General features: G+C 63.5%; 16 protein-coding genes. 8 read left to right on the forward strand and 8 right to left on the reverse strand.

The genetic code is table 11. The annotated features are described in order from the left end of the window. The first annotated feature begins 291 nt into the window (after nt 1–291). Nucleotides 292–1,200, forward strand: a complete 909-nt coding sequence (locus DPV79_RS40365) for an AraC family transcriptional regulator (protein WP_059586520.1) — start codon at nt 292–294, stop codon at nt 1,198–1,200. A 203-nt stretch (nt 1,201–1,403) separates the two neighbouring features. On the opposite strand, the gene DPV79_RS42405 is transcribed toward DPV79_RS40365, so the two are convergent. The 4 genes from DPV79_RS42405 to DPV79_RS40380 form a co-directional block, all read right to left on the reverse strand. Then, a complete protein-coding gene (locus DPV79_RS42405; protein ID WP_133295788.1) occupies nt 1,404–1,916 on the reverse strand; it encodes a hypothetical protein in 513 nt (170 codons plus the stop codon). Between the two features lie 293 nt (nt 1,917–2,209). Further along, on the reverse strand, nt 2,210–2,641 hold the full coding sequence (locus DPV79_RS40370) for a hypothetical protein (RefSeq protein ID WP_059676332.1): 432 nt from the start codon (nt 2,639–2,641) through the stop codon (nt 2,210–2,212). Nucleotides 2,642–2,645: 4 nt separating this feature from the next. Next, entirely contained in the window at nt 2,646–3,395 is a 750-nt protein-coding gene (locus DPV79_RS40375; RefSeq protein WP_244321895.1) for a hypothetical protein, read from the reverse strand. Then, nucleotides 3,392–3,955: a PAAR domain-containing protein gene (locus DPV79_RS40380; protein WP_113048053.1), complete on the reverse strand. Its 564-nt coding sequence runs from the start codon at nt 3,953–3,955 to the stop codon at nt 3,392–3,394. The genes DPV79_RS40375 and DPV79_RS40380 overlap by 4 nt, the downstream gene beginning before the upstream one ends. A 142-nt stretch (nt 3,956–4,097) precedes the next feature. Between DPV79_RS40380 and DPV79_RS42960 the strand changes: the two genes are divergently transcribed. After that, nucleotides 4,098–4,274: a hypothetical protein gene (locus DPV79_RS42960; RefSeq protein ID WP_165843637.1), complete on the forward strand. Its 177-nt coding sequence runs from the start codon at nt 4,098–4,100 to the stop codon at nt 4,272–4,274. Between the two features lie 268 nt (nt 4,275–4,542). Beyond that, a complete protein-coding gene (locus DPV79_RS40385) occupies nt 4,543–5,430 on the forward strand; it encodes an NmrA family NAD(P)-binding protein (protein ID WP_113048046.1) in 888 nt (295 codons plus the stop codon). Between the two features lie 34 nt (nt 5,431–5,464). On the opposite strand, the gene DPV79_RS40390 is transcribed toward DPV79_RS40385, so the two are convergent. Continuing rightward, entirely contained in the window at nt 5,465–6,667 is a 1,203-nt protein-coding gene (locus DPV79_RS40390; RefSeq protein ID WP_113048047.1) for a benzoate/H(+) symporter BenE family transporter, read from the reverse strand. Nucleotides 6,668–6,907: 240 nt separating this feature from the next. Next, complete coding sequence (locus DPV79_RS40395; protein ID WP_113048048.1) at nt 6,908–7,933, reverse strand: fatty acid desaturase; 1,026 nt, start codon at nt 7,931–7,933, stop codon at nt 6,908–6,910. A gap of 298 nt (nt 7,934–8,231) precedes the next feature. On the opposite strand from DPV79_RS40395, the gene DPV79_RS40405 reads away from it, so the two are divergent. Then, nucleotides 8,232–9,056: a phosphate/phosphite/phosphonate ABC transporter substrate-binding protein gene (locus DPV79_RS40405; RefSeq protein WP_113048049.1), complete on the forward strand. Its 825-nt coding sequence runs from the start codon at nt 8,232–8,234 to the stop codon at nt 9,054–9,056. Between the two features lie 138 nt (nt 9,057–9,194). Here the strand turns inward: DPV79_RS40405 and dbpA are convergent, their stop codons facing one another. Both dbpA and DPV79_RS40415 read right to left on the reverse strand, forming a co-directional pair. Beyond that, nucleotides 9,195–10,592 carry an ATP-dependent RNA helicase DbpA gene (gene dbpA, locus DPV79_RS40410; protein WP_048021368.1) on the reverse strand — a complete coding sequence of 466 codons (1,398 nt, stop codon included), beginning with the start codon at nt 10,590–10,592 and terminating at the stop codon, nt 9,195–9,197. Then, complete coding sequence (locus DPV79_RS40415; RefSeq protein WP_021157994.1) at nt 10,589–10,786, reverse strand: hypothetical protein; 198 nt, start codon at nt 10,784–10,786, stop codon at nt 10,589–10,591. The genes dbpA and DPV79_RS40415 overlap by 4 nt, the downstream gene beginning before the upstream one ends. Before the next feature lie 822 nt (nt 10,787–11,608). On the opposite strand from DPV79_RS40415, the gene DPV79_RS40420 reads away from it, so the two are divergent. The 4 genes from DPV79_RS40420 to DPV79_RS43560 all read left to right on the forward strand — a co-directional run. After that, complete coding sequence (locus tag DPV79_RS40420) at nt 11,609–13,750, forward strand: type VI secretion system Vgr family protein (RefSeq protein WP_244321896.1); 2,142 nt, start codon at nt 11,609–11,611, stop codon at nt 13,748–13,750. Next, nucleotides 13,747–14,697: a DUF4123 domain-containing protein gene (locus DPV79_RS40425; RefSeq protein ID WP_059486400.1), complete on the forward strand. Its 951-nt coding sequence runs from the start codon at nt 13,747–13,749 to the stop codon at nt 14,695–14,697. Before DPV79_RS40420 ends, DPV79_RS40425 begins: the two co-directional genes overlap by 4 nt. Continuing rightward, a complete protein-coding gene (locus DPV79_RS40430) occupies nt 14,690–17,692 on the forward strand; it encodes a T6SS effector BTH_I2691 family protein (protein ID WP_113048051.1) in 3,003 nt (1,000 codons plus the stop codon). Before DPV79_RS40425 ends, DPV79_RS40430 begins: the two co-directional genes overlap by 8 nt. A gap of 4 nt (nt 17,693–17,696) precedes the next feature. Continuing rightward, nucleotides 17,697–18,237 (forward strand): hypothetical protein (locus tag DPV79_RS43560; RefSeq protein ID WP_341867653.1); only part of this gene is annotated, 541 nt, incomplete at its 3' end.

Below are 18,237 nucleotides of genomic sequence, written 5' to 3' on the forward strand. Positions count from 1 at the left end.
GGGGCGCGAGAGGGGTATAAAAGAGAGGGGACGAGGGGCGGGTGGCGGCGGGCGACGGGGCAGTGAGCGCGGTGCGTTGCGCAAGGCAGTGAGGCATGACGGTCTCCGTAGGTGTCGGATGGGGCCATCGTAAGCGGCACGGCGCCCGCCGGCGCACACGCAAGGATGGCCCCGAGCAGAAACGGATGATCTTTTTCTGCTCGGCCCGCGTGAGCCGCCGGCAGGCCCGGCAGGCGGGCCAAAAACGCGTCACAATGCGCGTTCGACATCCCCATCAACCAGAGGAAGGCCATGAGCGATGCGATTCTCGCGGCGCCGACGGACAACGGCGTCCCGGTCAGCCTGCGCTCCAGCCGCGGGCTCGGCTGGCAGGGCTTCGGTGCGTCGCTGCTGGAAATCCGCGCGGGCACCTACCGGATTCCGGCGGCCGAGCATCACCGGATCGGCGTGCATATCGGCGGGCCCGTTCGCGCGGATTGCGTGTGCGACGGCGAGCGCGTATCGCGTATCCAGGCGCATGGCGACGTCGACGTGATTCCGGCCGGCTTGCCCGGCCAGTGGACCGACAGCGCCGACTGCCGGATCCTGCACATCATGCTCAGCGACACGTTCGTGCGGCGCACCGTCGAGCAGCTCGAACTGAAGCCGTCGCAGGGGCAGATCCGCCGCCGGCTGCAGGTGCGCGACCCGCGCCTTCAGCACATCGCGTGGGCGATGGCGGCCGAACTCGAAGCGGAGGACGCGTCGGATCCGCTCTATGCGGAAAGCCTGTGCACGGCGCTCGTCGCGCGGCTGGTCGACGGCCAGCCGGCGTTTCGCGAGCGCCGCCGCACGCTCGCGCCGAAGGCGGCCGCGCGCGTGATCGACTATGTCGAAGCGAATCTCGAGCGGCGCATGACGCTTGCCGAACTCGCGGCGCTCGTGTCGATCAGCGTCCCGCATTTCAAGGTGCTGTTCCGCGAAACGCTCGGGATGCCCGTGCACCAGTACGTCGTGCGGCGCCGCGTCGAGCGGGCGAAGGCGTTGCTGCTCGAAGGCCGGCTGAGTATCAGCCAGATCGCGCTCGAAGCCGGGTTTGCGCACCAGAGTCACATGGCGAACTGGATGAATCGCGTGGTGGGGGCGACACCGACGGAGATTGCGCGATCGGGTGAGCGGGGTGGGTTGAGGCTGGCGTATGACGGCGAGGGGAAGGGCTGACGCACGGCTACAAGTCCGGTGACCATGTCGGTTTCGGTACCTGTTTCGACACGGCCACCGTGATTGCAGGCAATCGGCCGGGAATCCGGGCATGAACGTACATCGATTACGGCGATGTGTCTGGGGCAGTAATGGGGTTGGTGAAAGGTAGCGCGAGTGGATGCCACCCCCAACCTAAACAGCGGCGATGGCGGTTTTATGGCCTAGTGATATAGAAACAAGAGCGGACTCCCAAGGCATGCTTTTACTTCATTGACTGGCACGCACTGTGGACCTACTCCTTCAGAATATTTGCTTGTCAATCGTGCGAAGCAGGATGCGTTGGCGATGGCTTGCTTGTAGATTTTTGAGTTCCTGGTGGTCGATAAATTCAATTCCTCTGTCAGCCCGAATCCTCTTTGAAAATCGTAATTGATAGTTCTCTGTACATCGACGGCGAATAGATACTTATCCCAACATTTCTTGTATTCTGATGTTGCGTAAGGGGAGTCGCTGTGAAGTGATAATTTGTGGCGAAGATTGATATCTCCGACTATAAAAAAATACTCGGGCCTCGGGAGCCATGCTATTGCGTCACCGTAGCCATGGAGGTAAGCCTTTTGAAGATCTCCATTTAGGAATGCCTTTCGACCTCTCTCCTCGGCTTCCCTGGCATTTTTAATGCTCTCCTTTTTGTTTATATTTTCTCGATATCCTTCGACTGTTCTTCTGAACATGGTCCACTCGGTTGCGGGGCTGCTGTTTAAATCAGATGATGCGAATGAACAACCGGAGAACCCGATGAACGCAACGAGAAAGCAAGCGGTGAAAAGGGGGCGGCTACGCACTATCTTGTTCTCCGAGGTTGACCTTTGACGATGAGGGTGCCTACGCTGTTTCCGTCTGGACCGCGGTGGCGAACAAGCGTTTCGTGAATCTCGGACGATGGAGATTAGATTGCGCGCGTGCCGCTGTGGTCGCTCTGACTTCAGGCTGACAAATCACCTCATCCATTTCGCTTGGTGTCATGTCAGGAGCGGTGCCAAAATAGGTGGCCTATCGCAGCGATTGCGCGTTGGATGTAGCCGTCCGCCATGGTAAGCAGCAGCCATCCTGCGCTCAGGACGAGCAATTCGTCCAATAGCCGTAGCGAAGGAAAGACGCCGCTATCCGGAACGAGGGCGGGGGTGGTCAAGCGCAACGTCACCAACCACGCAAGCGCGGCCAGCGAGCTTATCCGTACCACGGGGCAATAACCCCACCATCGTGTGAGTTGGCCGATCACCAGGAACGAGACGCCCCACAAGAAGGGGTAGACGCCGTTATCAAACAGCATTCGCCGGGTGTCGACGTATTCGTCGCCGTTAGTCGTGTGGGATAGGTCGAGCAAGCCATAGAAGACCAGGGCAACAGCTACGGCCAGCGACGCTACCGCGAGTGAGCGCAGGATTCCTCGAACCATCGCACTAACCTTCCTCACTGGACAAGGCTTCCAACTCACGCTCGGAAAGCTGGCCCTTCTGCCGGGTTGTCTTCAACACCTGGCCGTTCCGATAGATCAGGCGCAGCCCATGTCTATAGTCCTGCTCGTTACGTTTCTCGCCGCCTCCCTTGATGTTGGGGGTGGCCTTGTCGGCGTGGCCGATCACGGTGGACGTCGATTTTCCGGCGGCAAAAAGGCGTTGCGAAAAATCGGCGGCGATATTGTCACCGTCGGAGGCGGCATCCGCCGTCTTGCAGCCATGCAGTTCGATCTTGGCGTTGGTGATAAACGTTGAAAATGAGATTTCGCGGATGAGTGCCGATCCGGTCGTCCATCCGGCGGCGTTGAAAACCATCCGCCCCACCGAGCGATAAAGGCTGGAGTTATGAAGTACGTAGCGTAGCGTCGGGCTGGTGTCGGGGCTGGCCGTTGTCAAGTACAGGGCCTGCGGTCCGCCGTGCGTGAAAATGTCTAGCGAGGCGATGCTGTCGTCCTCTTGGGCGTTGATATGAAACACGATGTCCTTCGCGACGGCGATGTTCTTCTGGATGATCTCGTAGTTACCTTTATCGCGTGCTTTGTAATCCTTGATGACGTTGAGTGCCGCGAACTGAAAGGCCGAGTTATCTCCCGTTGTGGCCGCGCCACCCCACAATACAAGGCGGATTTTGCGCCGATAGGGCAGTTGCGCCACGGAGCCTTGCTGACGATTGGTTTGCGCCTTCCCGGTCATCGGCTGTCCTCCTGCTTCCGGGTTGCCTCCTCGCCGAACCATACGATCAACGTTTCCAGATGATGGGTCGCAATGCGCTTGCATAGCCCTTGAGCATCTGTGTGCCCCATGTAGACCGAACCATCCGGTGCCTCGATGTAGTAGGCCAGATGAGGGATAGGGCGGCCCGTTTTGGGGTCGATGGCGCGCACCTGCTCGTCGGGGCTACTGTTGGTCAGCCGCTCGGGGCCGAACCGGGGCAGCCATGTGCTGCTACTGGACAGATAGAACGTTGTCGCGACTGGCTTACCACTCGCATTACGCAGGCCGTGCACGTCGTTGAGAGAGGACTGTAGTGGACACCCACCACTGGTACGCTGCCCATGATGCGGCACCGTGCAACCGTTAGGCAGCACAAAATCAGGGTGCCCTTCGGCAATGACGCATCGTTTGGGACACGCCATCGAAGCACCGCGATATGCCAGCGACCTGCCGTGGCTTTCATAAGCCGCGTCGCCTGCGGATACGGGGGCGCCGCAGGCGGCCTGGTCGCCTTGACGTATCCATCCGAGAATCTTCATGTTCGCAACTCCCTGGCCCATGGCCTTGCGGGATGCCTTGCCTGAAAGGGCGGCGATGCTACCTAGCGCACCGCCACATCAAGTGGCCGCATCCATACCCACGTGACGCGGGCTTCGTCTTTCGAACGTCCCAAGCCGACGGATGTCCGGTGAACTGGTTGATGTGATGAAGATCCAGAAGCTCGACTTCAATACACACGGCGGCGGTCAAAGTGCGCTTCTCGGCGTCGTAAGTCATTTCGAATTTTCGATGGCCGCCATCGCTCACCGGTTTGGGTTTGCCGGTGCTCAACAGCATCGGCTTTCCACAGTCGAATAGTGGTCTTTTGAATCACTAAGCGTCTATGAGACGAGTCCGAAAATTGGTAACGCCAATGTCGCTCATCGGCATCCCGTCGAACGTGGGTGACAGGTACTTCCGGTTGGGGGACGCTTTCGTCCGGTAGGAGCTGAACGCTTCTGAAATCAGAAAAAATCGTCAGATGTTGAATCGTTCATCCATTTCTGTCCGATTCATCTGTCTGTGTCCGACACACTGACCGCGCAACCCGACAATCACCCCACCTTCATCCCCCCAGGAGCGGATCGTGTTCGTGATCTTCGGAGCATCAGGCAACGTCGGCCAGTCGACCGTGACGACCTTGCGCAACGCCGGCCATCCCGTGCGCGCGGTGTTGCGCGACGCACGCCATCGTGAACGCTTCGCGCGGCTTGGCTGCGATGTCGTGATCGCCGAGCTGACGGACGCAAACGCGATAGCCGCGGCAATCGACGGCGCACAGGCCGTACAGATACTGTCCCCGGTGCCCGTCGCCGACCCCGATCCGGCCGCGACGATGACGCGGACGATCGATGTCGCCACCGCCGCACTCGCCGCAAACCCGCCGCCCGCGCTGCTCGCCCTGTCGGATTACGGCGCGGAGCGCGAAGGCAACACGGGCATCACGCGTCTGTTCCATTACCTCGAGGAACGGCTGAGAACGATCCCGACGCAATTGACGCTGCTACGTTCGGCCGAGCATCTGCAGAACTGGGCGCGCGTGCTGCCGGTCGCGCTCGGCACCGGCGTGCTGCCGAGCTTCCACCATCCTGTCGGCAAGGTGTTCCCGACGGTCTGGGCGCCCGATGTGGGCGTCGTCGCGGCGCGGTTGCTGCTCGATGCGCCCGAGGGCGGCAACGGGCCGCGCATCGTCAGCGTCGAAGGGCCGCAGCGGGTGAGTGTGACGACGATTGCGGATACGCTCGGCGCGGCGGCCGGCCGTGCCATCGTCGCGCATGAACTGCCGCGCGACACCTGGGCCGCGACGTTGTTGCGCGCGGGCCTCAGCGAACGCCATGCGCAGTTGATCGTCGATCTCTACGACGTGCACAACGCCGGACAAATCGACGTCGAGGAGGGCGTGTCGGAGCGACTTTACGGGGCGACGGCGCCGGCCGATGCACTCGTGCAGCTATTGCGCCAGCACGCGCGCTGAGCGATGCGGCGGCGAGCGCTGCGCGCGCGGCGCATCACGCTTGTCGCAGCACCTTGTTCAGTACCGCATACGAAAGCGATCCGATCACGATCCCCCAGAACGCGGACCCGAGCCCGAGCCACGTCATGCCTGACGCCGTCGCAAGGAACGTGATCACCGACGCTTCGCGGTGATTCTCGTCCTCGAAGATTCCGTGCACGTTCGCGCCGATCGCGCCGATCAACGCAAGCCCCGCGAGGATCGCGACGAACGCCTTCGGCAGCGCGAAGAACACCGTGACGATCGTGCCCGCGAAGAGCCCGCCGACCAGGTAGAACGCGCCGTTCGCGAGCCCGGCGACGTAGCGCCGGCCCGCATCCTCGTGCGCGTCCTTGCCGGTGCACAGCGCCGCGGTGATCGCCGCGACGACGATCGTGATCCCGCCGAAGCACGCGACCACGAGCGACATCACGCTGGTCGCCGTGATGATCGGGCGCGCGGGCGTGTGATAGCCGGACACGCGCAGGATCGTCATGCCCGGCAGGAACTGGCCGGTGAGGCTCACCACGACGAGAGGCAGCGCGAGGCTGAGCGTCGTGCCGAGCGTCCATTCGGGCGCGATGAAGATCGGGCGCGCGATGCTCGGCGACACGTTGCCGAGATGCGTCATCCCGAGCGCCGTCGCGAGTGCGGCGCCCGTCAGCAGCACGAGCACGATGCTGTAGCGCGGCAGCAGGCGCTTGAAGATCACGTAGGCCGCGATCATCCCGAACGCGAGCGCGGGCTGCTCCGATGCTGCGGCAAACGCGTGCGTGCCGAACGGCAGCAGGATGCCGGCCATCATCCCGCATGCGATGCCGCGCGGAATGTGACGCACGAGCCGGTCGAAATAGCCGGTCACGCCGATCAGCAGGATGATCAGCGCGGCCGTGATGTAGGCGCCGACGGCCTGGCTGAGCGTCAGTTGCGGAAACAGGCCGACGAGCAGCGCGGTGCCGGGTGCCGACCATGCGGTGACGACCGGCACCTTCAGCTTCCAGCTCGCGAACAGGCCCGAGATGCCCGCGCCGATCGAGATCGCCCAGACCCATGACGACACCATTTCATTGGACACGTGCGCGGCCTGCGACGCCTGGAAGAAAATCGCGAGCGGGCCCGCGTAGGAAATCAGGACCGCGAGAAAGCCCGCGGTGATCGCGGAAATGGACCAGTCGTTGCCGATCGCGCGGATTGCGCCGGGCGGGGAGTTCGGTTGCATCGTCGTCGGGGAATGCGGCGCGCGGCCGCGAGGCAGAGCCGGGGCGAATGATTGTTGGAAGCCCCGGATGAGCCGTTATTCTGGGCATTGGCGGCGCAATTGGCAATGCGCGGGCGCGAGCAGCATCGTCGGCATTTCGTAAGGAAAATGCGGCGCGGCGGACGAATCGCCGGCCGTACGGCCTGACGCCCGCGTCGCTGAATCCGGCTGCTTCACGAAGAAGTGCGGCTCCGCCGCACGTCACGTACTGATCTGCAGCACCTCGTCGACCACGGCCACCTTCACCCCGCTCCCCGTCGACAGCGACGCCGTGCCTTCGTCGAACGGATGCACGGGCGTATCGGTCGGCGTCCACGCATGGCGCGCGAGCAACGCGCGATACCCGCCGCGGATCACGAAGCCGCCGCATTTCTTCGCATACGCGCCGCGCCGCATCCGGTACGCGCGGGGCAGGTCGTACCACGGCAGCTTCGGCAGGTCGTGATGAACGAGGTGGTAGTTGTTGTTCAGGTACAGCAGCCGCATCGCGAAGCCGGCTTCGTTGATCGTGATGCGTGCCTTCGGGTGCCGCGCGGCGCGGTGCTCGTACAGCGAGCGGATCATCGCGAGCGACAGTGCGGGCCACGTGACGGCCAGCAGGTAGTACCACCACGGCACGCCGATCTCGCGTTGCAGCCATGCGAGCAGCACGACCACGCAGGCTACGTGCATGATCCACATCGGCAGATGGCGGAAGTCGCCGCGCCGGAACCTGGCGACCGCATCGGCGGCCGTCGCGGCGATGGCGAGCGGCGGCCCCACGACGATTCGTCCGATGAAAGTCTTGCGCGCGACCGTCAGCGCGCGACGCCAGCGCGGCAGCCGCGCCCAGCGTTCGCGCGTCACGTAATTCGTTTCGGGATCGACGCCCGGCACGGTCAGGTCTTCGTCGCGATGATGCTCGAGGTGCGTGTCGCGATACAGCGTGTACGGATACCAGACCGTCAGCGGCGGATAGCCGAGCAGCTTGTTCACGAACGCGGAACGCGTCGGATGGCCGTGCAGCAGTTCGTGCTGCAGCGACATGTGCCATGCGCCGAGCAGGATCAGCGGCGGCGTCGCGGCCGCGAGCGACAGATACCGTTCGCGCACGAGCACCAGCACGGCGAGCCAGCCGCCGTAAATCGCGGCGACCAGCAGCCACGTCGGCCATTCGGTGCGGGCGGTGAAGCGGGCGTGGAGCGCGGCGATCGCACGTGCGTGGTCGACGTCGAAGTATTCGGCCATGGCGTTGAGGCAGGATTGAACGGGCAGTGCGGGGAACGAGCGGTTGAACCGGTGCGCTCGGCCCGGTGCGCAGGTGTCTCGCGGATCAGGGTCGGCCTGTCCGGCATTGCGGCGATCGCGATGCTCGGGCAGGCATCACGACGGTACCGGGATCGCCCGGCACGGCCAACCAATCGATTCGCATTTGCTTATCGCCGCGCGGCCGATAAGCTTCGGGCGCGCGGCCTGACGGTCGTGCCCCGTTCCGGCGCGATGAACCGGGTTCCACTGTGCCGCCGTCGCTGCGTAGAATGCCCGCATGAGCCAATGGATCGCCGCCCTGCCGATGTACAACGTGACGCCGCGCCATGCCGTGCTGTGGCGCGCGCTGCTGCGCGACGCGCTCGCCGCGTTCGCGAACGCAGGCGGCCCTACCGACGTCGCGCTGCCCGACGAACCGTTCGGCGACCTGCACGCGCTGTGGCGGCGCGGTGATCTGCTGCTGTCGCAGACTTGCGGCTTTCCGTACCGGATGCTGGGCTTGCGCGACGACGTGCGATTGATCGCGACACCGCGTTTCGATGCGGACGGCTGCGATGGCCCGCGATACCGCAGCATGCTGGTCGTGTCGGCACGCGCCCATGCGGGCGGCGCGACGACGCTCGCCGCCTGCCGGGGGCTGCGGGCCGCGTTCAACGGCAACGACTCTCACAGCGGGATGAACGCGCTCCGGCATGCGGTTGCGCCGCATGCGCTCGACGGACGCTTCTTCGGCTCGGTTACCGCGCTCGGCTCGCACCTGAACGTAATGCGTGCGCTGGCTGCGGAAGAAGCGGATTGCGCGGCGATCGACTGCGTGACGTTCGCGTATGTGGGCGACGCGCTGCCCGGGTTGCTCAAGGACATCCGGGTCATCGGCATGACTGCCGCCGCGCCGGGATTGCCGTTCGTCGCATCGCGGGCGCTGGAAGACACACGGGTCGCCGCATTGCAGGATGCGCTCGACGTCGCGGTCGCGGCCGATGTGGAACGCGCGCGCGTGCTGCGGCTGAAGGGATTCGAGCGGCTGTCGCCGAACGACTACGACACGATCGAGCGATTCGCGCAGGAGGCCGCCGCGCACGGGTATCCCGCGCTGGCGTGAACGATGTGAGCGGCATGAGCAGCATGAGCGTTGTGAGCACCGCTGCGCCGCGCTCAGCCGGATCGACGCGCAACGGGAGGCGTCAGTATCCGACGATGCCGGGCGCGCGCCGCGCAAGTCGCACGGCGCGCGCAGGCATTACTCCTCGTCCATCAACCGGACCTTGACCCGCTTGCCCTTGATCTTCCCCGCATTGAGCTTGCGCAGCGCGTCGCGCGCGACGCCGCGCTCGATCGCGACATAGGTTGAGAACTCGGTCACGTTGATCTTGCCGATCTGCTTGCCGTCGAACCCGGCGTCGCCGGTCAGCGCGCCGAGCACGTCGCCCGGGCGGATCTTGTCCTTGCGTCCGCCGAGGATCTGCAGCGTTTCCATCGGCGGCGTCAGCACGCCGTCGTCGGCCGGCTTCAGTTCCGCGAGCGGATGCCATTCGACGTCACGCTTCTGCGCCTGCTCGATCGCACCGACGCGGCCCATCTCGTCCATGCTCGCGAGGCTCAGCGCCCAACCGTCCTGATCCGCGCGGCCCGTCCGGCCGATGCGGTGCACGTGCACTTCGGGATCGGGCGTCACGTCGACGTTGATCACGGCTTCGAGCTGCGCGATGTCGAGCCCGCGCGCGGCGACGTCGGTTGCCACCAGCACCGAGCAGCTGCGGTTCGCGAACTGGATCAGCACCTGGTCGCGTTCGCGCTGGTCGAGCTCGCCGTGCAGCGCGAGCGCGTGGAAGCCCTGCGCGTGCAGCACGTCGAGCAGGTCGCGGCACTGCTGCTTCGTGTTGCAGAACGCGATCGTGCTCACCGGCCGGTAATGGTTCAGCAACTGGCCGACCGCATGCAGACGCTCGTTCTCCGTCACTTCATAGAAACGCTGGCGGATCTTGCTGTTGTCGTGACGCTCCTCGAGCTTCACTTCCTTCGGATTGCGCAGGAACTGCTGGCTCAGCTTGACGATGCCGTCCGGATAGGTCGCGGAGAACAGCAGCGTCTGGCGCGTGGTCGGGCACATCCGTGCGACCTTTGCGATGTCGTCGAAGAAGCCCATGTCGAGCATCCGGTCGGCTTCGTCGAGCACCAGCGTGTTCAGCGCGTCGAGCTTCAGGTTGCCGCGATCGAGGTGATCCATGATGCGGCCCGGCGTGCCGACGACGATGTGCGCACCGTGCTCGAGGCTCTGCGCCTGCGGGCGCATCGGCGTGCCGCCGCAGAGCGTCAGCACCTTCACGTTTTCCTCGGCGCGTGCGAGGCGGCGCACTTCCTGCGCGACCTGGTCGGCGAGTTCGCGCGTCGGGCACAGGATCATCGCCTGCACGTCGAAGCGGCGCGCGTCGAGGCGGGCCAGCAGCGCGAGCGAGAACGCGGCGGTCTTGCCGCTGCCCGTCTTCGCCTGCGCGATCAGGTCCTGGCCGGCCAGCGCGATCGGCAGGCTCGCGGCCTGGATCGGCGTCATGTCGACATAACCGAGCTGGGCGAGGTTGGCGAGCGTGGCCGGCGTCAGCGGCAGCGCGCTGAAGGGCGTGGCGGTCGGCTGGGTCATTCGAGGTCTCCGAGGTAAGGCTTGCCTTCCATCTGTTCGTAGGCGACGTTGCCTTCATCGTCCTCGAAGCGCTCGAGGTAGTTGCGGGCGCCGCACAGCGGGCAGCGGAACAGCAGCCCCTGGCCTTCGTCCTTGATGACGACGTCGGACTGTTCCCACTGCGTGCCGCAGCTCTGGTTTCGGCAGGTAAACACGGATTTTTCTCCAGCTGAATTCGGTTGGGCGCCCCGGCATGTCGGGTAAGGGCGCCGGTATTGCGCGGTCGTGGCGAGCGGCGTCCGCGCGAAAGGGCGGGGCGCGGTGCAGCCGTTCGCGTGATGGTTCGTCGGGATGGTGATGGATCGGGGCGCGATCACAGGACAGGAACGCGCGTGGCGCAATTCTAGCGGATACGTGGTGGCGCAGGCTGTTTCGCGACGGCGTGCGGCGTTACTACGTGTCGAACCTGCGTTCCGGCGCAGCGTGAGTTGCGTAGGCCGGCGAGCGTGTTGGCGCATCGAGAACAGCATGCACTGGGTGCCGGCATTGGCTTTCGGCGGAGACCGATGCCGGATTCGCATTGACCACGCGGTAAGAAATTGGCGATCTTGCGGCGCTTCTGCCCGAATCCGTTCAGATACTTGTCTCGCCACCGTTCTTTGTCTGTGACCTTTCATTCGACTGGCCGTGGTTTAGTTTCGAATGCAACTGTTTTCGAATTTGTCCCATAGACGCGAGTGTGGCAATAGATAACTATCGCTGCCGGACGTCCAGCATGCGCTGTCATACACCATCGACTCTCCTGAGAGACTGCGTTGCATCACTGATGCGAGTCACCGGGGCGCTTCTGTTTTCCAATGCCGCTGACCAGGGCAGTTGTGCAGCCTGTCAAGGTAGGAAGTTCATGGATGTCCATCTGCGACGGCCGACTCGGCGAAAGTTCCGCGCTGGCCTGTGCGTTTGCCATTCATTCGCCACCATCTATCGGGCGACGCAAGACGCGATAGGTTTGTTGTGGCAGAGAGCTCACGATGCCCATGCAATCCGACCTGTGCTTCACCCAGTCTGACCTGCGCTTTACCTTCACCGCTGGCAACGAATCGTTCGAGGTCGTCGAGTTCACCCTGCACGAGAGCCTGTCCGAGACCTTCCTGTTGCAGGTGGAATTGGCCAGCACGAATCCCGCCATCGACTTTGGCGAGGTGCTTGACCGCAACGGCCTGCTCACGATTTGGCAGGGTGGGCAGCCGGTGCGCTACGTGCATGGCGCCATCTCATCGTTCGTGCAGCGTGATACGGGATTTCGACGTACTCGCTATTCCGCGGTGGTCGAGCCGCGCCTGGCGCGTCTGAAGCTGTCCTCCGACTGGCGCATCTTCCAGACTTTGAGCGTGCCCGAGATCGCGACGGCCGTGCTCAAGGCACACAACCAAACGCTGGACTATGAGCAGCGTGTCACTAACGAGCATCTGGCGCGCGAATACTGTGTGCAGGCGGGCGACACCGACTACGACTTCATCGAGCGCATCCTGCGCGAGGAAGGCTTCTTCTACGCCTTCCAGCACAAGGCCGATAGGCATCGCCTGATCCACTGCGATCGCCTGTTTATCTACGGTCGGCAGCAGGGAGAACCGGTGCTGTACAACCCGACGCCCGGTGGTGATCAGCCCGCGCCGTGCCTGCGCAAGTTTGCCTACACCGAGAACGTACGTACCGCGCGCCAGGTGCAGCGCGACTACACGTTCAAGAGCCCGCGCTTTCTGCACGAGTACCCGCGCGAGGGCACAGACCTCGATCATCAGGGCCGCGGCTACGCGCGCTACGACTATCCGGGCCGCTGCAAGCACGAATCCAGCGGCAAGGCTTTTACGCAGGACCGCCTGCGCGGTCACCGTCGCGATGCGCGTATGGCCAACGTGAACGGTGACGATGCGCGCCTGCAACCGGGAGTCGCTTTCGATCTCACCGGCCACCCGCGCGAGGACATGAACCGCGGCTGGCGTCCGGTCAGCATCGTCCATCACGGCGTGCAATACACCAGCCAGGCGGAGGAGGGTGCTGACGCGCAGCAAGGCACGCACTACCGCTACGAAGCGGTGCTGGTGCCCGACGACGCGGAGTGGCGCGCCGAGCCGCTGCCGCGGCCGCGCATCGACGGCCCGCAGCCGGCGACCGTGGTGGGTCCGGAAGGCGAAGAGATCTACACCGACGCGTACGGCCGAGTGAAGGTGCAGTTCCCGTGGGATCGCGAAGGCAAGTACGACGAGCACAGCTCGTGCTGGATTCAGGTCGCGCAGAACTGGGCCGGCGCGACGTGGGGCCACATGGCGATCCCGCGTATCGGGCAGGAAGTGATCGTGGTCAACCTGGATGGCGATCCGGACCAGCCTCTCATCATCGGGCGGGCGTACAACCGCTTGCAGTTGCCGCCGTACGAACTGCCGCGGCACAAGACGCGGATGACGATCAAAAGCCAGACGCACAAGGGCGAGGGCTACAACGAACTGCGCTTCGAGGACGAGAAGGATCAAGAGGAAATCTACGTCCACGCGCAGAAAGATCAGAACATCCACGTCAACCACGACGAAACCACCTTCGTCGGCAACGACCGCAGCGAGCAGGTCGAACACGACGAAACCATCGCCATCGGCAACGACCGCAAAGAAACCGTGGGCCACGACGAGCAGGTCACCATCGGTCAGGACCGCCGCCACGATATCGGGCAGGACGACTTCCTGAGCATCGGCCGAAACCACACCATCCACACGGGCAAGGACCGCACGGAGGAAGTCGGCAACCATCGTCGCGACAAGACCGCAGCCAACCACACGGTCGATATTGGCGGGCATCTGAAACAGCGCGTGGCAGGCCATGCCGAGCTGGAGGCGGGTCAAGCCATTCGGCATCGCACCAAGGTCTATGAAATCCGGGCCGCCGGAGTACTGGAAGTCAAAGGCCCCGGTGGCACCGTGCGCATCGACAACGGCGGCATCACGCTGGAAGGCGTGGCGATTCGTACGAACGGGCCGATGACCCAGCAGAGCGGGGGAGCGAGCAATCCCTTCGCCATTACGGGTGCACCGGCCTCCGGCAAGCCGCTCGATCGGCGGTGCGGTCGCCGTCCGGATGGCACATGTCCGCTCGCTGATTGCACCTGCCTGGGGGGGCGAGCGAAATGATCAATACACCGGCGTCGCCGCTGCTCACATGGCAGCGCCTGGACCTTCCTGTAGACGCGCTACCCGACAGCCCCTTCCGCCATCTTCTGCTGATGACCGTGCCCTTGCAGAACTGGGTCTACCGCCCACCCCCGCAGGAAGGGGAGTGGCAGCCCGCCTACGCGCCCGGGGTACTGGATCTGGTTCAGGCGTGGGACCCGTTTCCGCATCGCGCCTGGCTCTGGCAGCACGGCTCGCTCGACGATATCTACGACCAAGGCCCCCTGTTGGTGGACGCCACCGCGCAGCATGCCCTGATGCAGCACGCGCTGGCTGAATGGGTGCCCGTCGGAGGTGCCGTCGTCATCGGCGCCGACGCTGACCTGGACACGCTCGCCACCCATCTCAGCAGCCTCGTGCAGATTGCCTTGCCGGACGAGAGCCAGGCGCATCTCGACATCCAGCCTCACCACCTCGCCGCGTGGCTCGATGCCCTCGACGAGGATCAGCGCAACGTATGGCTCGGTCCCATGACCAGCCTGCTTTGGCGTACCCACTGGGGGCCGGTCAAGGCGTGGATGCGCCTGGATCGCACAGCCACGCCCAGCCGTGACGACAACGCCGCGCCGTTCACCTTGCGGCCACACGAATGGACCCGCTTCGACGCCAACACCAGCGAGCACTTCCTGCTCAGCCGCAGCTACGAAGTCCAGGCACTGCCGCAGCACGCGCGTCGATCCCTCGATGACATCCGGCAGTGGGTCGCCCAACTGTTGCAGGTCGCTGCTCAGCTCTACATCAGCGACGACGACGTGGCGAGACGCTACGTCGACCTGGTGGCTCGTCATCCCTGGTTGCTCGAAGACAGGGAAGCTGTCGCCATCCTCAACGACCTCACTGAATCTCCGCAGGCGCGGGTGCGCCAGCTCGCCGCCTTGGCGAACACGAAGGAGTCCTCCCATGACTAAGCCCACGGCCGGTGGCTCGTCCTCGGCTCCTTCGTGCAGTTCGCGCGTGCCCATCCTGCCGATTCGCTATGCCATCGTGCCGCGCGACGACAAGGCACCGTTCTACCGATATGCCGACGCTGGCTTCAAATTGGAAAAGGGCTTCAAGCCGCTCAAGCGCTCGGCCTACACCCTGCGCGCCCTGCGACCGGGCTACGTCTACGTGTTCATGAAAGGAACGAAGGGCGAACAGCTGGTCATCCACGAATACGACGGTGAAGGGCGCTACAAGGAACTCAAGTACGGCAGCCTCGAGCAGTACCACCGCAAGGATCGTTACAAAACCGGAAACAGCATGGGTTGGGTGTGGGCCGACACCTGCCAGGACAAGGCCAAAGAGGTCTGGATCGGCTACAGCCCGCACCTGTGGACCAACGCCATGACCACCAGGATCACGTCCGACCCGGCCATGCGCCAGCGCCATATGCGCCGGCTCGACATGGCCGAGCTGACCTCCGGTGAAAAGGCCCCGTCCAGCCAGCCGCACGTGCTGCCCGCCAGTGCCCTGAGCAAGTGGGTTGAAGACTGCAAGCCCAAGAGCCAGCGCATCGCCCTGAACTGGAGCAGCCACGCCAGCAAGGACGACTTGCCCGTCAGCACCTTCCTGGCCCAGGGTCAGCACTATCGCTTCACCCAGCCGCGCGTGCCCGTGGTGGTCGCGCTCAACGACGCAGAAGGCATCAGCCTGGATCTCGGCCTGTCGGTTGCCGCCTATCAGCATCAACTGCGCGACATTCTGCCGACGCAGCAGGGTCAGGCTGCCGCGGGCCAAGGCAAGGACCAGCCCCAAGTGCCCAGCGTGCCCACCTGCTTCCGCCTGGACGTGGAAAAACTCAGCGCCCAAAGCAAGGACTACCACCACAAGAACTTGGTCGCCGCGGTGCTGGATCAAACGCTGCAAAGCATGTACCCCGTCAACAAGCCCAAGCCAGACGACTTGGTCAAGCTACGCGACGAGTATCAGCACAAGCAGGTGGGGGGCAAGCAGCGCCGGGCGACGCCCTCCGAACTGCGTTACCAGGTGCTCACCGACAAGGGGGTGTCACCCATCGGCAACCGCCTGGGCGATCGTATCGATACCGCCAAATACCACCAGTTCCTGGCCCAACGCGATCAACGCGAAGCGCAACTACGCAACCACCTGCGCACCGCGCTCCAGGCCTGCACCGACCACGACCAATGGCTGGCTACCGCCGAATCCCGCCATCGCAACGAGCCCACCAGTCTGGCTGCTGCATTGGCCACCTATGACCGCGATGAGCAGTCGTCCGCCCGGGGCCTCGAAATGACCCTGGCCTTGATGCTCCATCCTATGAGCCAGGCCCTGCCGGGTACGGACGACGAGGATGCGCGCTTCCAACGGTTGAGCGCCTGGCTGGACCAGCACGACAGTCCGCTCTATCTCGCGCTCGCCCCATACAACCCGTTCAAGCAGAAGGCCGATGCGGTGGGCGTGCTGCTGGGCGCTGCCGATGGCGTCATCGAGGGTCTGGCCGGGCGCTTCCCGGCCGCCGCCGGCATCACCGATCTCACCGCCGAAGCGGTGACCACCGTGACGCTCAAGCGCCTGCAGGGCAAGACCCGCTGGGACGCCAGCCGCAACCTGCGTCAGCAGGTGCTCGCCGCCGCTGCCGAAGCCAATGCAGAGAAGGCCTTGGGTCTGCTAAGCGCACGCTACGGTGTCACCAACACGAAGTCGCTAACCGATCCCCTCAGCAAAGAGGTGGACAAGTTCGTGAAGTCCGGCATGGCGGACTTCGAGGAGATCAAGCGCGTACGTGTCAGTGGCAGCCGTACCGTCACCGTCGAAGCGACATTGATCAAGCGGGTACGCCCTAATATCGCTGCGCTGGCGACCACCGCCGGGGGCGGCGCACTGAACGTCGCCATGCTTTACTTCAACGTCATCGCTCTCAAGAGCGCTTATGCCAGCCTTTGCAGCGACCCGTCCTTCGAAAACGCGGCGGGCTTCGCTTCCGCCATCTTGGGTGTGACTGGAGCGTTGGTGGCAACGGGCGCCAGCGCTCGCTCCACCTATAAGATCATCGTGCTGCGCTACACCGCCAACGCGCCTGGTATGGCGTTCGGTAACGGCGTGATGAGTTTTATTACCGGCAATCTGTTCAGTCGGTTGTTGGGGTATCCGACGATGTTGGCCGGATTTGCGTCTGATGTAGCAAAGGTTCAAAGGCAATCCGAAAACGGGGACGACATAGCAGCTGCCTACACGGCAGGAGGTGGCTTGCTGGTTTTGCTTGGCGGCGCTGCGATTTTGGAAGGTGGCTTGGCCATTGCAGGTCCGACAGCCGTGGTTCCGGTAGCCGGCTGGGCTGCCGCTGCGATTGTGCTTATCGGGGCAGGCGTTCTTGCCGGCGGGGTTTGGCTCCACTCTCAGTCAGATGCGCGCCGCCATAGCCCCATCGAACTCTGGGCGGCACGCGGCATCTTTGGCAAGCGCCTGAACGATGGTGAAAAGCGCGATGACATCAAGCTGGACGCCAACGGGAAACTGCCGCCGTTTCCCGGCGTCCACGAAGAAATCAAGGCCTGGTACGCCGCCTATTACGCCCCTGTGCTGCTGACCAAGAAAGACGCCGAGGCCATCGGGATCAAAGGCATCGACAGCACCTGGCACCGCAAACTGTTGAAGTGGTCATACCCGGATTGGGGCAGGATCGCGACAAACCAGGTACCACAAACCACGACCACCGTGGAATTCGCGGTCCTGCTACGCGGCTATGTTATGGGGCAAAGCCATTGGTCCGAGATATTGGAGCAAGGCAACATCTGCGTTGTCGGTAACCCGACCTGCTATGACACACGCAGCGGCTTGGTCATCCATTTCAAGAAGGAAGTTACGGAGGTCTACCGGATGGCTTTGCGCATCTATTACATGCCTAATCAGGGCCTGGATGAAAGCGCACAGGCCACCGAGCAATTTCAATTGGAGCGTTGAACCGATGGCGATGACATGGCGATTTTCTCGACAGACGCGTACTGGTGTGGCGCCGGCCATCCGCGATCAGTTGGTCAGCGTTGATCGGGATGTCCTCTGTCTACGGAATCCGTCGGTAGCGGATTCCATATTCATGGGAAAGATGTATATCTCCATGACCTTGGCTGGCGTTTTTGTCATTACGTACTTGGTATTTTTCACGGGGAATGTCAGTGCCGATCTATTGATAGGTTACTCGATAATCATGGTGTTTCCCGCGTTTGTTTGTATTCTTGTCTGGTACCGCATCTTCTTTATCAAGCGGTTATCCAACTTCTACTTCAACCGCAAGACGCGCAAGGTCTACTACCAGCGCAACAAGACCCTGATTGCGTTCGACTGGGCACAGACCGAAGGCGCCGAATTCGTGCGCAACGAGTTCGGCGGCCGATCCTTCAGCACGAATTTCGCATTGGCCTTCGGCCCACGGCCGGCACCGGGTGACGAGCAAGATCGCACCGTCCTCTGGGTCGACAGCAATGCGCCCAATGACCCCGACCCGCGCT

The sequence above is a fragment of the Burkholderia reimsis genome (assembly GCF_003294055.1).
Taxonomy (GTDB): domain Bacteria; phylum Pseudomonadota; class Gammaproteobacteria; order Burkholderiales; family Burkholderiaceae; genus Burkholderia; species Burkholderia cepacia.

Bases quoted from the DNA above. Each gene is read 5' to 3' on its own strand.
- DPV79_RS40365 (WP_059586520.1), top strand. From the start codon at position 292: ATGAGCGATGCGATTCTCGCGGCGCCGACGGACAACGGCGTCCCGGTC.
- DPV79_RS42405 (WP_133295788.1), bottom strand. From the start codon at position 1,916: ATGTTCAGAAGAACAGTCGAAGGATATCGAGAAAATATAAACAAAAAG.
- DPV79_RS40370 (WP_059676332.1), bottom strand. From the start codon at position 2,641: ATGGTTCGAGGAATCCTGCGCTCACTCGCGGTAGCGTCGCTGGCCGTA.
- DPV79_RS40375 (WP_244321895.1), bottom strand. From the start codon at position 3,395: ATGACCGGGAAGGCGCAAACCAATCGTCAGCAAGGCTCCGTGGCGCAA.
- DPV79_RS40380 (WP_113048053.1), bottom strand. From the start codon at position 3,955: ATGAAGATTCTCGGATGGATACGTCAAGGCGACCAGGCCGCCTGCGGC.
- DPV79_RS42960 (WP_165843637.1), top strand. From the start codon at position 4,098: ATGTCCGGTGAACTGGTTGATGTGATGAAGATCCAGAAGCTCGACTTC.
- DPV79_RS40390 (WP_113048047.1), bottom strand. From the start codon at position 6,667: ATGCAACCGAACTCCCCGCCCGGCGCAATCCGCGCGATCGGCAACGAC.
- DPV79_RS40395 (WP_113048048.1), bottom strand. From the start codon at position 7,933: ATGGCCGAATACTTCGACGTCGACCACGCACGTGCGATCGCCGCGCTC.
- DPV79_RS40405 (WP_113048049.1), top strand. From the start codon at position 8,232: ATGAGCCAATGGATCGCCGCCCTGCCGATGTACAACGTGACGCCGCGC.
- dbpA (WP_048021368.1), bottom strand. From the start codon at position 10,592: ATGACCCAGCCGACCGCCACGCCCTTCAGCGCGCTGCCGCTGACGCCG.
- DPV79_RS40420 (WP_244321896.1), top strand. From the start codon at position 11,609: ATGCAATCCGACCTGTGCTTCACCCAGTCTGACCTGCGCTTTACCTTC.
- DPV79_RS40425 (WP_059486400.1), top strand. From the start codon at position 13,747: ATGATCAATACACCGGCGTCGCCGCTGCTCACATGGCAGCGCCTGGAC.
- DPV79_RS40430 (WP_113048051.1), top strand. From the start codon at position 14,690: ATGACTAAGCCCACGGCCGGTGGCTCGTCCTCGGCTCCTTCGTGCAGT.